The following is a 13,642-nucleotide window of genomic DNA, read 5'->3' as shown; positions in this document are numbered from 1 at the left end:
TTGTTGTACAGGTATGCATCGGGATACCTATTTTTATTCTATGATCAGCTACAACCCCAAAGACTGGATGCGTTTTCTTTTCAGTTTTCATAAAACGGAAACCATCCGTCAATTGTTCCCTCTCCTGATATTTATCAGCCTCTATTCGTGGGGCATTGTATATATAGAGGCCAATTATCTTAAACTCTCAGAGAGCAGCCATGCTAAAAATATCACTATCATGCATAGCCTGCTAGGTTTTGCTATCTCCATGCTACTGGTATTCAGGACGAACACGGCTTATGACCGTTGGTGGGAAGGAAGAAAACTTTGGGGCGCTCTCGTCAACAACAGTCGTAATCTGGCTGTAAAACTGAATAGTATACTTCCGAATGATGATGATAAGAACCGCAGTTTTTTTAAAAAAATCATTCCGCTATTTGCCAGTGAATTAAGAGCCCACCTGCAGAATGAAAAAACCAGACTTGCATTAGATGAGAACCCACATCCTGAAATTCAGGGTTTTGATAATAGCAAACATATACCTAATCAGGTAGTGATGCTGATGATGAACAAAATCAATCTGCTCCACCGCGATAAGCAGATCAATGATTTTCAATTATTGTTCCTTAACAATGAATTACAGTCTTTTCTCGATATCTGCGGTGCCTGCGAACGTATTAAAAACACGCCCATTCCCTATTCGTACAGTGCATTCATCAAGAAATTCATTTTTATTTACGTCATTACACTGCCATTGGGTTTTGCACTATCGCTGGGGCTGCTCACTATTCCGGTTGTGGTATTTATTTTTTATGTACTGGCAAGTCTTGAACTGATTGCCGAAGAGATAGAAGATCCTTTTGGTAAAGATGATAATGACCTGCCTATGCAAAAAATTGCTGAGAACATTGGCAGAAATGTGCAGGACATACTGCACTAAGCAGTACTATTCCGTTATAAAGTCAAAGTTCTGTTTGTTGTAGCGGCCATTTTTTCTGCCTTCAATACTGGCGTACATATTTTGCTTAATACGCCGGTATACTATTCTTTGTGGAAAATCATGTGCCGGGTTCTCACTCACGAATTCATTCGCACGGAGAAAAATTACTTTGAAAGAAACAGGTTTACCCTCATTCTGGTTGGCTACCGTAGGTATATAATACCATTCGCCATTTCTGAACGCCATTTCAATATTTTCCTGAGGAAGGGTATCCTTATTGGGTTTTACAAATACACTCCGTCCCTTGAGTGTGCTATCATCTTTTTGTTCCCATATTTCTATCACCATTCCTTGTGGGGTACTGATTTTCCATACACCCAGCATCCATTGTAAAGGCTTTGTTTGCTGGGCTGCAACCTGACTACCCATGAATATGCAGACAAGATAAATGATTACATTTTTCATAATGCTACATGTATATGTATGAATGATCGTTTCAAAGAATATGTATTAACTGGCTTCGAACCAGATGGGTTTGGTATCATCAGGATCAGCATTATAGTTGATGAACAATTCCTCTCCGGCTTTAATGGGTTTTACGGTTCTGATCTGCATCAGTTCATGCTCAAAATCCATTTCATAAATGCAGTTGGCTGCATAAGAATGGTTATATACCGAGAGATAGCCCAGTGCCACACAGGCACTTTTCAGGTCATCACCCCATTCAAAAATATAATCAAACAAAATAGTCTGCTCGACTTTAGCCCTTTCTTCGGGATCCAATACCAGCACCGGTGATATTTCCACGATGGTACCAGTAGCAATATCTTCTGTTGTAAATACACCACGGCCACGTTCAGGAGAAGGTGCAACAGACAGTATCGGAAGTATCATGTTTACAATTTTTACTTGCGTGGTAAAGGGTACAAATTACGCTATTTATATGTGTACCGGTTTGCCCATTGCTGATTCCCCCGTAAATTGCAGTCATGTCGCTTGAACTAGAACAGCCCGGAATCAATGAGCAGTTTGAAATGCTTATTGCGAAAGAAGATAAACTGGAGATCAGGGAATTCCTCGATCACCAGAATATCAGCGATGTGGCCGAGCTGATCAATGATTTTCCCGACTATGAAGCTCAGATTATTGCCAATATGGCCATTCACCGGGCGGCCAGTGTTTTTAAGATTCTAGATATTGCCCAGCAAAAAGATATTGTTAAGGAACTGCCTTCTTCTAAAACAGCTGAGTTATTGAACGAATTGCCGGCAGATGACCGGACTGACTTTTTGGAAGAATTGCCCAAAGCTGCTATCCGCGACCTGATTAAATTACTCGACCCGGAAGAACGCAAGATTACGCTGGCAATGCTGGGTTATCCGGAAGATAGTGTTGGCAGACTCATGACACCTGACTATGTGTATGTATATGCTGATAATAAAGTATCGGAGGTTTTCAGTACTATACGCAAATTTGGCAAGAATAGCGAAACCATTGATGTTATTTATGTAATTGATGAAAGTGGTGCATTAATAGATGATATCCGTATCAGAGACGTTATTCTGGCTGCACCGGATAAGAGACTGGATGAAATTATTGATGGCCGTGTAGTTTCTCTGAATGTAAATGATGATCAGGAACATGCCAATCAGGTATTTAAAATGAATAACCGGGTGGCATTACCCGTTGTTGACGATCATAATATCCTGCTCGGCATTGTTACCATTGATGACATGTTATGGGTAGCCAATGAAGAATTTAGTGAGGATATGCAAAAGATTGGTGGTACTGAAGCATTGAACGAACCCTATCTTGATATTCCGCTATTCAAACTTTTCAGGAAAAGGGTGGGCTGGTTAATTGTGCTGTTTTTAGGAGAAATGCTCACTGCAACGGCCATGGGTTATTTTGAAGATGAAATTGCCAAAGCGGTGGTGCTGGCCTTATTTGTTCCATTGATTATTTCCAGTGGTGGCAACAGCGGCTCACAAGCATCTACGCTGATTATTCAGGCAATGGCTGTGGGTGAAATTACGATCAGTGATTGGTGGCGGGTATTAAGAAGAGAAATACTAAGTGGTTTGTTATTGGGTAGTGTATTGGGTATTATAGGTTTTGTGCGCGTATCGGTATGGCATTCTTTTTTCCCGGAAATTTATGGAGAGCACTGGATGATGATTGCTTTTACAGTTGGTTTTTCATTGATTGGTGTGGTGCTCTGGGGTACTTTATCGGGATCGATGCTGCCGATTTTTCTCAAAAAATTAGGTGCCGATCCGGCGGTTTCCTCTGCACCTTTTGTGGCCACCCTTGTTGATGTTACGGGGTTAATTATCTACTTCAGTTTTGCCTATTTTTTCCTGCAGGGTTTATTGCTGTAACAGATCTACCATAAAAAAGTTCCACCGGCTGAGATGGAACTTGTATCAACCGAATGAGAAAACTATCCAAATGTAAAAGAGGGAGCTGTGTGTAAGTCTGCTGCAAGTTTTATCAATGCTCTTTTTGCATACAAGGTAGCCGAAGCTCTCAATAATAAGATGGCTCCTAGCGAAAAGGGGGCATATAAAAGAATGGTTGGCACAATTCCCAGTTCATTGTAAGGAATGATAGCTGCAAAAACCATAGAGAGATAAATCAGAGTGGTGTACACAGGTAAAACTGTCCAGAATCCGTGTTGCCCGATTGAATATAACCTAACCACTTTTTTCTCGACTTCAAAATTTTCAGTTTCGGAAAACTGATTTAATTGCACTTTGAAGATTTGTTTCTTACAGGAAAAAATGGAGATATCCCTGGCAATGCTACGAATATCTTCTGCGTTGGTAATAAAGGTCCGCTGTTGCATAAAAAAAATAATAAATAAGAATCAGCGGGGGGAACTGTCTATACTACAAATATACGTAGAATTATCTGTACTTCTACCTGTGAAAATACGCAGTTGCCTGATAATTACCGATTTATGAGTATCTAACAGGAAAAAAAAGATAAGAAAGCAGACACAGGATACCAGAAGAATAAAGGCTTATGACATGGATACTTTCTTTTCTATATCCGACATCCTCCATCAAACATCAGCGATTTTCTTATGCAGGCTTTCTTTTACATGGTCAAACCATTCCTGTCTGAGAATACTGAGTACGATTGAATCGCGCCTTCCCCCATCTGCCTTTATAGTATGGCTCCGCAGAACCCCTTCTACGGTACAGCCTATACTTTTCATAGCAGCAATACTGCGTGCATTATTATTATCGGCCCTAAATTCAACCCTTTCCATTCTCATTTGCTCAAATGCAAACTGTAAAAGCAAAAACTTGCAATGTTTATTCAAACCCGTTCCCTGAAATGCTTTACCATACCAGGTAAATCCGAGTTGCAGGGTCAGGTGTTGTAGCTGTATATCATAGTAACGGGTACTACCGGCATAAGATTGCTGTTTTTTATCAAACACAATAAAAGGATATTCTGTTCCACCTGCACGGGCGTTGACTGCAAATTCTATGTACTTTTTAAGATTATCGTCGCCTGCTGCTTTCTGCGAAGAATAAGTCCAGATTTCAGGCTCATTCCGGGAAAAATACTGCAAATTACCGCAATCATCCCGGTTTAAAGGCCGCAATAAAACGCAATCATCTTCCAGTATATAATCTTTTGAAAGATCAAATGTGTAATGCATTGAATTTATTTAAGTTTGAGTGTCATATTTGCAAAAACGGATAACTCCTATATTGGAAAGTTAGCGTTGATTTTTTACCCGTTAAAGAGAAAAATTATGTGCGGTATCGTAGGTTATATAGGACACAGAGAAGCCTATCCTGTTGTATTAAAAGGTTTGAAAAGATTAGAATACCGTGGCTACGACAGTTCCGGTGTTGCCTTGCTGAACAATGGGCAATTGAATGTTTATAAAAAGAAAGGAAAGGTTTCCGAAATGGAAGAGGACACCATGGGTAAAGATGTACACTCCCATATTGGCATTGGTCATACACGTTGGGCAACACATGGTGAACCCAGCGACAGAAATGCGCACCCGCATGTATCGCAGAGTGGTAACCTGGCCATGATACACAATGGTATCATTGAAAATTATGCCCCTATCAAACAGGAGTTGATCTCAAAAGGTTATGATTTTAAAAGTGATACCGACACGGAAGTATTACTGAATTTCATAGAGGACATCAAAAAAAACAATGACTGCTCACTCGAAGAAGCCTTACGTATTGCATTGAAACGAATAGTGGGTGCTTATTGTATCCTGCTCATTTCAAAAGATGATCCTGAAACCATTATTGCAGCACGAAAAGGGAGTCCACTGGTAATCGGAATCGGCAAAGGAGAACATTTTCTGGCAAGTGATGCTTCTCCAATCATTGAATACACCAAAGAAGTGGTATATGTAAATGATTATGAAATAGCAATTGTTCGTGCAGATGAACTTATTCTTAAAAATCTGGGTAATGAAAAACAAACACCTTTCATTACCAAATTAGACATGGAACTGGCCGCTATTGAGAAAGGTGGTTATGAACATTTCATGCTGAAGGAAATATATGAACAACCCGATACGATTTTCGATTGCTTAAGAGGCAGATTACTACCGCAAACCGGTCAGATTATTATGAGCGGTGTAGACAACCATATCGATGCTTTAAAAAATGCACAACGTATTTTAATTGTGGCCTGTGGAACCAGCTGGCACGCAGGTTTAATAGCAGAATACCAGATTGAAGAATTGTGCCGCATACCGGTAGAAGTAGAATATGCATCAGAATTTCGTTACAGAAATCCAGTCATTAATAAGGGCGATGTTATTATTGCGATTTCGCAAAGTGGAGAAACGGCTGATACACTTGTTGCATTGGAAAGTGCCAAAGAAAAGGGTGCTTTTATTTTCGGCGTCGTGAATGCGGTGGGCAGCAGTATTGCCAGACTTAGCCATGCAGGTGCTTATACACATGCAGGACCAGAGATTGGTGTTGCCAGTACAAAAGCATTCACTGGTCAGCTGGCTGTCCTTATTATGATGGCACTGAAAATCGGTTATGCAAAAGGTACCATCGAAGAAAGCCGTTATCTCTCATTGATGAAAGAACTCGAAGCCGTTCCAGAAAAAGTAAAGGAAATACTGGCAGACACTTCCAACATTCAGCGTATTGCAAAAAAATACAAAGATGCCAGCGATTTCCTTTTCCTCGGGCGTGGCTATAATTTTCCTGTTGCATTGGAAGGGGCACTGAAGCTCAAAGAGATTTCTTACATACACGCAGAAGGTTATCCGGCAGCGGAAATGAAGCATGGTCCTATTGCACTGGTTGACGATAAATTGCCGGTGGTATTTGTTGCTACCAAGGACTCCTATTATGAAAAAATTGTTTCGAACGTACAGGAGATTAAAGCCAGAAAAGGTATGGTCATTGCTGTGGCAACCACTAATGATAATATTATTCCCGGCATGGCTGATGATGTAATGTTTGTCCCGGATACAGATGAAGTAATTGCACCTTTGCTCAGTACCATACCACTTCAGCTATTGAGTTATTATGTTGGATTGGCCAAAGGATTGGATGTAGATAAACCCAGAAACCTGGCCAAAAGTGTTACGGTAGAATAATATCCATTCACAGTTATTCAAATCAGTCTGTTCATGTCGCAAAACAAGATTTCAAAAACCACGCTATCGTCACTGGGTTACCATTTTCTAGGTACAGAATACCTGCCTAAAGGCAAGGATGAGTATTATCTAAGGAATATGCAGAACAGAAATGGTATCACATATCGTATGCTGAATGCCTATGAAATTGAAGTGCTGGTTCGTAACAGAAATACAACTGACGACTGGAATAAAATACTCGTATCTGATGCCTTCAACCCAGAACTGGTAAAAAACTGTAAGTTTTATGGTTTGGTACGTATCGGTAAACTCGAACCCTATTGCCTTGGCTTCAGTGACCTTAAAGTACCAGTTGGACTTTATAATTCAACGATCATTAGTTGCGATTTCGGGGATAATGTTTGTATCGATAATGTCAACTATCTCTCTCATTATATCATAGGCAGTGAAGTGATTATTACCAATGTAAATGAATTGGTAGTTACCAATCATGCCAAATTCGGCAATGGTATCATTAAACAAGGTGAATCGGAAGAAGTGCGCATATGGATGGAGATATGCAATGAAAATACCGGCAGGCGTGTATTACCTTTCAATGGGATGCTTGCCGGAGATGCTTATTTATGGAGCCGCGATAAGCATGATCATGTATTGCAGGAAAAGTTCAGGTCATTCACCGAAGCTCGTTTCGATAACAAAAGAGGCTATTATGGCAAAATTGGCGACCGTACGGTTATTAAAAACTGTAACATCATCAAAGATGTATGGATTGGTTCCGATGCGTATATTAAAGGAGCCAATAAACTTAAAAATCTTACCATAAATTCAGGAGAAGAAGGTCGCACACAAATTGGTGAAGGATGCGAAGCTGTAAATGGTATCATTGGCTTTGGTTGCAAAATGTTTTATGGTGTGAAAGCTGTACGTTTTATTATGGCTTCGCATTCACAACTAAAATATGGGGCAAGGCTCATTAACTCGTACCTGGGTCACAATGCAACCATCTCCTGTTGCGAAGTATTAAACTCATTGATTTTCCCTGCACACGAGCAACACCATAATAATTCATTCTTATGCGCCGCGCTGGTAATGGGGCAAAGTAATATTGCCGCAGGTGCCACCATTGGTTCCAACCATAATAGCCGTGGTGCAGATGGTGAAATTATTATGGGACGTGGTTTCTGGCCGGGGCTCTGTGTAAGCCTGAAACACAATTCTGTATTTGCGGGCTTCACCATTCTCACCAAAGGCGATTATCCTTCAGAACTTAATATCCGTTTACCTTTTTCGCTTGTAAGCAATGATGTGAGCAAAGATCAGTTGGTCATTATGCCAGGTTACTGGTTTCTCTATAATATGTATGCATTGGCAAGAAATGCCTGGAAGTATGTTGACAGAGACAAAAGAACAGACAGGGCTCAGTTGATTGAATATGATTACCTAGCCCCGGATACTGTGAACGAAATGTTTGCCTCCTTATCCATTATTGAAGAAGCCACAGGCAGGGCCTACCATCAGCAGCAAAATAACAGCAAAAAAATACTTTCACAGGAAGAAGCCATTGTAATGGGCAAGCAATTGTTAACCGGCAATAATAAACTGGTAGATGATCTGGAAATTACGGTTGACGGTTTTGAAAACAGCAAAAGAAAAGTAGTCATTACCAAAGCCCGTATTGCTTACCACCTTTTTATCGAACTGATCCGCTATTACGGATGCATTCATTTATTAGACCTCATTACTGAGCTGCAGATAAAATCGGTTGACGCATTAAAAGCAGCCATCCCTTTAAAAATAAAAAGAGGCGAATGGGTAAATATTGGGGGGCAGCTTATTACTGCTGAAGACCATCTACAGTTGAAAGAAAGAATCAAAACCGGTAAAATAAAATCATGGGATGATGTGCATGCACAGTATATCATACTCGGAAATAAATATCCGGCCCAAAAAAGAACACATGCGCTGGCTTCACTGGCAGAAATAGCAGAACTTTCTTTCAAAAAACTCACGCAAGATCAGTTAAGTCAGTTATTAAACAATACCCTTACCACCAAAGAATGGATGACAAAGGGAATCCATGACTCAAGAGCAAAAGATTACCAGAACCCTTTCCGCAAAATGGTATATGAAAGTTTTGAAGAAATGAATGTAGTAGTTGGTAAACTTGAAGACAATAGCTTTATCAAACAACAGCTTACAGAATTGACCGTTTTTAAACAGAAAATAGCGGGACTGAAAAAGACATTTAAAATTAAATGATCGCCCCATCATAGACTTTTCATATGTTAAATAAAAAAGGGTAATCTTCGAAAGAAGATTACCCCGGGTTTAAAATCCTGATGGATATTGGATTTTAAAACCTCAACCCCAGACCCAACTGAATCTGTTGGTTTGTCCATTTATCTTTATTGTCGATATCATTGATATTCTGCAGACCGATATTGTATCTTCCATAGATACGTAAAACTTTAAAGTTCAGTTGTCCACCAGCTACCATGGAGAAATCACCGCTCTTAAATGCTGATTCGCCATTCTGCAGAAGGGTCTTATCCTGATTTAATAAGATTCCGAACTGGGGACCCAGGTTTAATGTAAGGATACCCCCTACGTTATAACGGAATAATACCGGGATGCTGAGGTAGTCCAGCTTAATTTTTTGCTGGTTGTTCAATGGATTGATTTCACTTGCATATATGGTATTAAAGCTGGAACGTTTAGTAGCCGTCTGGCTCCATAATACTTCCGGCTGAATACCCCATTTTTTATTAAAGTCTATTTCAAGGAAACCACCTACATGGTAAGCCAGATCGAAGCCATCACTGAAAGACTGCCCTGAAACTTTATTTAAATTGGTTCCCACTTTGGCGCCCAGCCTGATGCCTTGTGCCTGTAATGTAGCTGTAACAAGGGTTACCGCAAACACTGCTAATAATACTTTCTTCATAAGGTTTATTTTATTCATCTAACATATTCAAGCACCGTGCCAAACTCGTTTCTAAGACCCACAAAGGGTCGATTTCGTTGTACCTCAGATCAAAAAAGATTTCCGTAATAAGGCTGTAACGCCAGTCAACGTTTTTTTATTGCAATTGTTAAAGCTTTATGGAATATTTAACGGAAAAAGAGATTGACCGGATTATTGAAATGGCGTGGGAGGACCGTACACCTTTCGAAGCCATTCATTTTCAATTCGGTATCAAAGAGCCGCAGGTGATAGCACTGATGCGGAAACACAGTAAAAAAAGCAGTTTCAGGATGTGGCGCAAGAGAATGAAAGGACGCAATAGCAAACATGAACAATTAAGAACCCAGGGGGTAAAACGTTTCAAATGTACACGTCAGCGAACCATCAGCCTGAATAAGATCAGTAAACGTTAGGTCTTTTCTTTGTTTATTTGCATAAATCATTTCCCATGCGACTTCTTTCTTCGCTGATTGCTTTATTGATTCTTTTCAATAACACAGCTATTGCACAACACCAGCATCAGTCGGGTGATGGATATGCAGATAGTGTAAATAGGGGACTGATTGCAAAAGATACCATGAAAAGCAGTCCGAAAAGAGTGGCTATGGAAACCATCGGCAATACCCATATTCATATTGAATATGGATCACCGGGTGTAAAAGGAAGAATGATCTGGGGTGGATTGGTTGCTTACGATCAGGTATGGGCAACAGGGGCACACAATGCCACAACTGTAGATTTTTCAACACAGGTTACCATTGGAGGTAAAAAGATTCCAAAAGGAAAATATGCCTTATTTACCATTCCGGGAAGAGATGAATGGACCCTCATTATCAATACAAAAAGCCAGCAGCATCTTGCCGATGAATATAATCAGGCAGAAGATATGGTAAGGGTAAAAGTGAAACCCGTTAAAACAAATAAAATAACACAGCGCCTAACTTACCGTGTAGAAAAAATCGATAAAGAAGCAGCCATCACCATTGAATGGGAGTACCTGAAACTTGTTCTACCGGTGAAGGTATCCTGAGTGAGGAACAGTGAGTAGTGAGTAGTCAGTAGTCAGTAAAATATACACCTACTGACTCACTTAAAATTTCTACGAAAGCTCAATCACCGTAATCTCAGGTAGTATACCTACCCTGCCGGGATAACCAATAAAACCAAATCCACGATTTACATATAGCTTCTGTTTGCCTTCTTCATACAGGCCGGCCCATTGTTTGTACATCCATTGAACGGGGCTCCATTTAAAGTAGGGGTTCTCGATCCCGAACTGCATACCATGGGTATGGCCTGCGAGCATAAGATCTATATCCGGATATTCCGTTCTTATCTGAGCGTCCCAATGGCTGGGATCATGACTCATGAGTATTTTGAAAGGTGTATTTTCTGTGCCGGGATAGGCTTCATTCATTTTTCCATATTTGGGAAATCTTCCTTTCGCACCCCAGTTTTCTATGCCCAATAAAGCTATCTGTTCTCCATTTCGCTCTAGTTTCACATGTTCATTCATTAATAAACGCCAACCCATATCCTTATGCACTTTTTTCAAAGCTTCCAGATTGGCGGCTTTTTCCATAGTAGTTGGCCAGGCAACATAGTCGCCATAATCATGATTACCAAGGGTACTGTAAACACCCATCGGTGCTTTGAGTCTGGCAAAAATTTCCTTGTATTCATCCATTTCACTGGCCCTGTCGTTAACCAGGTCGCCTGTAAATAAAATAAGATCCGGGTTCTGCTGCAGAATCAGGTCAATGCCATGGTTCACCGCTTTTTTATGCTGAAAGCTACCACTATGAATATCACTGATATGCACCAGCTTCATCCCCTTGAAAGAAGATGGGAGGTTCGGAAAAGTCAGCTTGATTCTTTTTATCTGGTAATTATACTTATTGCTGAACCCATATAACAGTGTACCAAAAAGAGAGCTTCCAAGTCCTATACCCATCCAGCTAAGAAAAGTAGACCGGGGTATACCTGCACCATTATTGCTCATATACTGGGCACCCGTACCAGGAAATATTTTACTCATGAGCCATACAGCTGCTCTACGGAGATCATCTGTGAGGAAAAAAACTGTGGCAATGAGTTTGGCAAAGAATAAACCGACAAGAATGGCAAAAACATAGTTCCGGTAGAATTTCGAACTTTGCAATGCCTGGATATAGGGGAATGACAGGATGGCTATCAAAGCCAGACCCGACAATACCCAATAACCAATATAAACCCATAACCGGGCTCTTTCAGAAAGGTTTTGTGTGACTACCCGCACCGCCTGGAACACGTAAAAATCCAGTAAAAGCATAATTAAGGCAATAATCCAGAGCGTACCAGCATTCCGCATGTTATGATTTTAGTATTGATGGACGTATAGATGGTGAAAATATTGCATTTTGGGAATAGGCGGGGTGAATAGCTGATAGTTTATGACGAATGGCTATATATACTAACCATTAGCTATATGCCATTTACTACTCGCTGCCTTTTATGGATAATATTCTTTCAAAAGATGTGCCCGAAACCGTATTTTTGGCATCCTTCAAAACTTTGGTGAATATGAAACTGACTTATTACGGACATTCCTGTTTTCTGGTTGAAGTGAAGGGAAAAAAGCTTCTTTTCGATCCTTTTATTACTTATAATGAGCTTGCAAAAGATATTGATGTAAACAGTATCGAGGCAGACTATATTTTGCTGTCGCATGGACATGCTGATCATATAGCTGATGCTGTGAGTATTGCCAGTAGAACCGGCGCTACTGTGGTTGCTTCCTGGGAAATTCATGAATGGCTCAATAAGCAAGGGATTACCGCAACACACCCTATGAATACCGGAGGGAAATGGTCCTTTGATTTCGGCACGGTAAAATGTGTAGTGGCACAACATAGCAGCGGTTTACCAGATGGTAGTTATGGTGGTAACCCGATGGGGTTTTTATGCATGACGGATGAAGGTAACTTCTATTACAGTGGCGATACGGCACTTACATTAGATATGCAGCTGATTCCTGTCTGGAGCAAACTCGACTTTTCCATACTGCCACTGGGCGATAATTTTACCATGGATGTGGAAGATGCAGTACGTTGTGCTGATTTTGTTCAGTGTAACCGTGTAGTAGGTGTTCATTACAATACATTTGGTTTTATTAAAATTGATACGGAAGCGGCGAAGCAATCATTTGCTGCGGCAGGCAAGGAATTATTTCTTCCTCCCATCGGGGCTTCTATAGACCTTTAAAACATAAAACGTTCGTTATTTACGGACAGCAGAAAATTATGGCGAGAATTATTGGAGTTGCCAATCAGAAAGGAGGCGTCGGTAAAACAACCACGGCCATAAATGTGGCGGCGAGCCTGGCCGTATTGGAATTTAAAACCTTACTGGTTGACGCCGATCCACAGGCCAATAGTACCACGGGTGTTGGATTCGATCTGCATAATATCACCAGCAGCCTTTACGACTGTATGGTAAATAATGCTGTAGCGGCTGATGTAATACTCAAAAGCGAGATTCCGAATCTTGACATTATTCCATCGCATATTGATCTTGTAGGTGCTGAAATTGAAATGATCAATTATCCGAATCGAGAGAATGTGATGAAAGGAATACTTGATGCGGTAAAAGATAAATACGATTTTATCATTATCGACTGCTCTCCTTCATTAGGGTTGATTACCGTAAACTCACTCGTTGCATCTGATAGTGTCATTGTTCCGGTGCAATGTGAGTTTTTTGCGCTGGAGGGGCTGGGCAAATTGTTGAATACGATTAAGATTGTACAAAGCCGGTTGAACCCTGAATTACAGATAGAAGGTATATTAATGACTATGTATGACGGTCGTTTACGATTGTGCAATCAGGTAGTAAGCGAAGTGAGAAGACATTTTGATGAAATGGTTTTCTCGACCATCATTCACCGGAATACCCGTTTAAGTGAATCTCCAAGTGTAGGCAAACCGGTAATATTATATGACGCAGAAAGTAAGGGTGCGATTAATTACCTGAACCTGGCAAAGGAAATATTACAGAACAACGGGCTCACAAAAATGTCGAATGAAGAAAGAATTATTGAATAGCCTATAGCGAATAGTAAATTTTGTATGCAAACATCATTATTTGCTATTAACCATTAGCCATA

The 13,642-nt window shown here is 40.4% G+C and carries 14 protein-coding genes; 8 read left to right on the top strand and 6 right to left on the bottom strand.

The features are described from left to right. The first annotated feature begins 40 nt into the window (after window positions 1-40). A complete protein-coding gene (locus tag BC659_RS12065) occupies window positions 41-922 on the top strand; it encodes a bestrophin family protein (RefSeq protein WP_133475006.1) in 882 nt (293 codons plus the stop codon). Between the two features lie 6 nt (window positions 923-928). On the opposite strand, the gene BC659_RS12060 is transcribed toward BC659_RS12065, so the two are convergent. After that, the gene (locus BC659_RS12060) at window positions 929-1,387 is read right to left on the bottom strand and encodes a DUF6265 family protein (RefSeq protein WP_133475005.1); all 459 of its coding nucleotides are present in this window, start codon (window positions 1,385-1,387) and stop codon (window positions 929-931) included. A gap of 45 nt (window positions 1,388-1,432) precedes the next feature. Beyond that, window positions 1,433-1,816, bottom strand: a complete 384-nt coding sequence (locus BC659_RS12055; protein ID WP_133475004.1) for an SET domain-containing protein — start codon at window positions 1,814-1,816, stop codon at window positions 1,433-1,435. Window positions 1,817-1,911: 95 nt separating this feature from the next. Between BC659_RS12055 and mgtE the strand changes: the two genes are divergently transcribed. Further along, window positions 1,912-3,303, top strand: coding sequence for a magnesium transporter (gene mgtE / locus BC659_RS12050; RefSeq protein ID WP_133475003.1), 1,392 nt, complete (start codon window positions 1,912-1,914; stop codon window positions 3,301-3,303). A gap of 62 nt (window positions 3,304-3,365) precedes the next feature. Here the strand turns inward: mgtE and BC659_RS12045 are convergent, their stop codons facing one another. Beyond that, on the bottom strand, window positions 3,366-3,770 hold the full coding sequence (locus BC659_RS12045) for a hypothetical protein (protein WP_133475002.1): 405 nt from the start codon (window positions 3,768-3,770) through the stop codon (window positions 3,366-3,368). A 219-nt stretch (window positions 3,771-3,989) separates the two neighbouring features. Continuing rightward, a complete protein-coding gene (locus tag BC659_RS12040; RefSeq protein ID WP_133475001.1) occupies window positions 3,990-4,598 on the bottom strand; it encodes a GNAT family N-acetyltransferase in 609 nt (202 codons plus the stop codon). Window positions 4,599-4,694: 96 nt separating this feature from the next. On the opposite strand from BC659_RS12040, the gene glmS reads away from it, so the two are divergent. Continuing rightward, window positions 4,695-6,533 (top strand): glutamine--fructose-6-phosphate transaminase (isomerizing), encoded by a 1,839-nt coding sequence (gene glmS / locus BC659_RS12035; protein ID WP_133475000.1) that lies wholly within the window; start codon window positions 4,695-4,697, stop codon window positions 6,531-6,533. A gap of 33 nt (window positions 6,534-6,566) precedes the next feature. Beyond that, entirely contained in the window at window positions 6,567-8,792 is a 2,226-nt protein-coding gene (locus tag BC659_RS12030; protein ID WP_133474999.1) for a DUF4954 family protein, read from the top strand. 94 nt (window positions 8,793-8,886) lie between these two features. Here BC659_RS12030 and BC659_RS12025 read toward each other — a convergent pair whose 3' ends face one another. Then, window positions 8,887-9,477 (bottom strand): porin family protein, encoded by a 591-nt coding sequence (locus tag BC659_RS12025; protein ID WP_162847414.1) that lies wholly within the window; start codon window positions 9,475-9,477, stop codon window positions 8,887-8,889. A 158-nt stretch (window positions 9,478-9,635) separates the two neighbouring features. On the opposite strand from BC659_RS12025, the gene BC659_RS12020 reads away from it, so the two are divergent. Together BC659_RS12020 and BC659_RS12015 are read left to right on the top strand one after the other, a co-directional pair. Then, window positions 9,636-9,911: a TIGR03643 family protein gene (locus BC659_RS12020; protein WP_133474997.1), complete on the top strand. Its 276-nt coding sequence runs from the start codon at window positions 9,636-9,638 to the stop codon at window positions 9,909-9,911. 35 nt (window positions 9,912-9,946) lie between these two features. Next, complete coding sequence (locus tag BC659_RS12015; protein ID WP_133474996.1) at window positions 9,947-10,528, top strand: DUF2911 domain-containing protein; 582 nt, start codon at window positions 9,947-9,949, stop codon at window positions 10,526-10,528. Between the two features lie 69 nt (window positions 10,529-10,597). Here BC659_RS12015 and BC659_RS12010 read toward each other — a convergent pair whose 3' ends face one another. Continuing rightward, entirely contained in the window at window positions 10,598-11,848 is a 1,251-nt protein-coding gene (locus tag BC659_RS12010; protein WP_133474995.1) for a metallophosphoesterase, read from the bottom strand. A 212-nt stretch (window positions 11,849-12,060) separates the two neighbouring features. Here BC659_RS12010 and BC659_RS12005 point away from each other — a divergent pair, with 212 nt between their 5' ends. Both BC659_RS12005 and BC659_RS12000 read left to right on the top strand, forming a co-directional pair. Then, window positions 12,061-12,741 (top strand): metal-dependent hydrolase, encoded by a 681-nt coding sequence (locus tag BC659_RS12005; protein ID WP_133474994.1) that lies wholly within the window; start codon window positions 12,061-12,063, stop codon window positions 12,739-12,741. Window positions 12,742-12,779: 38 nt separating this feature from the next. Continuing rightward, window positions 12,780-13,580, top strand: coding sequence for a ParA family protein (locus BC659_RS12000; protein WP_133474993.1), 801 nt, complete (start codon window positions 12,780-12,782; stop codon window positions 13,578-13,580). Window positions 13,581-13,642: the final 62 nt, after the last annotated feature.

It is taken from the genome of Sediminibacterium goheungense (genome assembly GCF_004361915.1).
Taxonomy (GTDB): Bacteria; Bacteroidota; Bacteroidia; order Chitinophagales; family Chitinophagaceae; genus Sediminibacterium; species Sediminibacterium goheungense.
Note: the sequence above shows the minus strand (reverse complement) of the source record. Positions and strands in the feature narration are given on the sequence as shown.

Coding starts and splice junctions, on each gene's coding strand:
- BC659_RS12065 (WP_133475006.1), top strand. CDS start 41: ATGATCAGCTACAACCCCAAAGACTGGATGCGTTTTCTTTTCAGTTTT.
- BC659_RS12060 (WP_133475005.1), bottom strand. CDS start 1,387: ATGAAAAATGTAATCATTTATCTTGTCTGCATATTCATGGGTAGTCAG.
- BC659_RS12055 (WP_133475004.1), bottom strand. CDS start 1,816: ATGATACTTCCGATACTGTCTGTTGCACCTTCTCCTGAACGTGGCCGT.
- mgtE (WP_133475003.1), top strand. CDS start 1,912: ATGTCGCTTGAACTAGAACAGCCCGGAATCAATGAGCAGTTTGAAATG.
- BC659_RS12045 (WP_133475002.1), bottom strand. CDS start 3,770: ATGCAACAGCGGACCTTTATTACCAACGCAGAAGATATTCGTAGCATT.
- BC659_RS12040 (WP_133475001.1), bottom strand. CDS start 4,598: ATGCATTACACATTTGATCTTTCAAAAGATTATATACTGGAAGATGAT.
- glmS (WP_133475000.1), top strand. CDS start 4,695: ATGTGCGGTATCGTAGGTTATATAGGACACAGAGAAGCCTATCCTGTT.
- BC659_RS12030 (WP_133474999.1), top strand. CDS start 6,567: ATGTCGCAAAACAAGATTTCAAAAACCACGCTATCGTCACTGGGTTAC.
- BC659_RS12025 (WP_162847414.1), bottom strand. CDS start 9,477: ATGAAGAAAGTATTATTAGCAGTGTTTGCGGTAACCCTTGTTACAGCT.
- BC659_RS12020 (WP_133474997.1), top strand. CDS start 9,636: ATGGAATATTTAACGGAAAAAGAGATTGACCGGATTATTGAAATGGCG.
- BC659_RS12015 (WP_133474996.1), top strand. CDS start 9,947: ATGCGACTTCTTTCTTCGCTGATTGCTTTATTGATTCTTTTCAATAAC.
- BC659_RS12010 (WP_133474995.1), bottom strand. CDS start 11,848: ATGCGGAATGCTGGTACGCTCTGGATTATTGCCTTAATTATGCTTTTA.
- BC659_RS12005 (WP_133474994.1), top strand. CDS start 12,061: ATGAAACTGACTTATTACGGACATTCCTGTTTTCTGGTTGAAGTGAAG.
- BC659_RS12000 (WP_133474993.1), top strand. CDS start 12,780: ATGGCGAGAATTATTGGAGTTGCCAATCAGAAAGGAGGCGTCGGTAAA.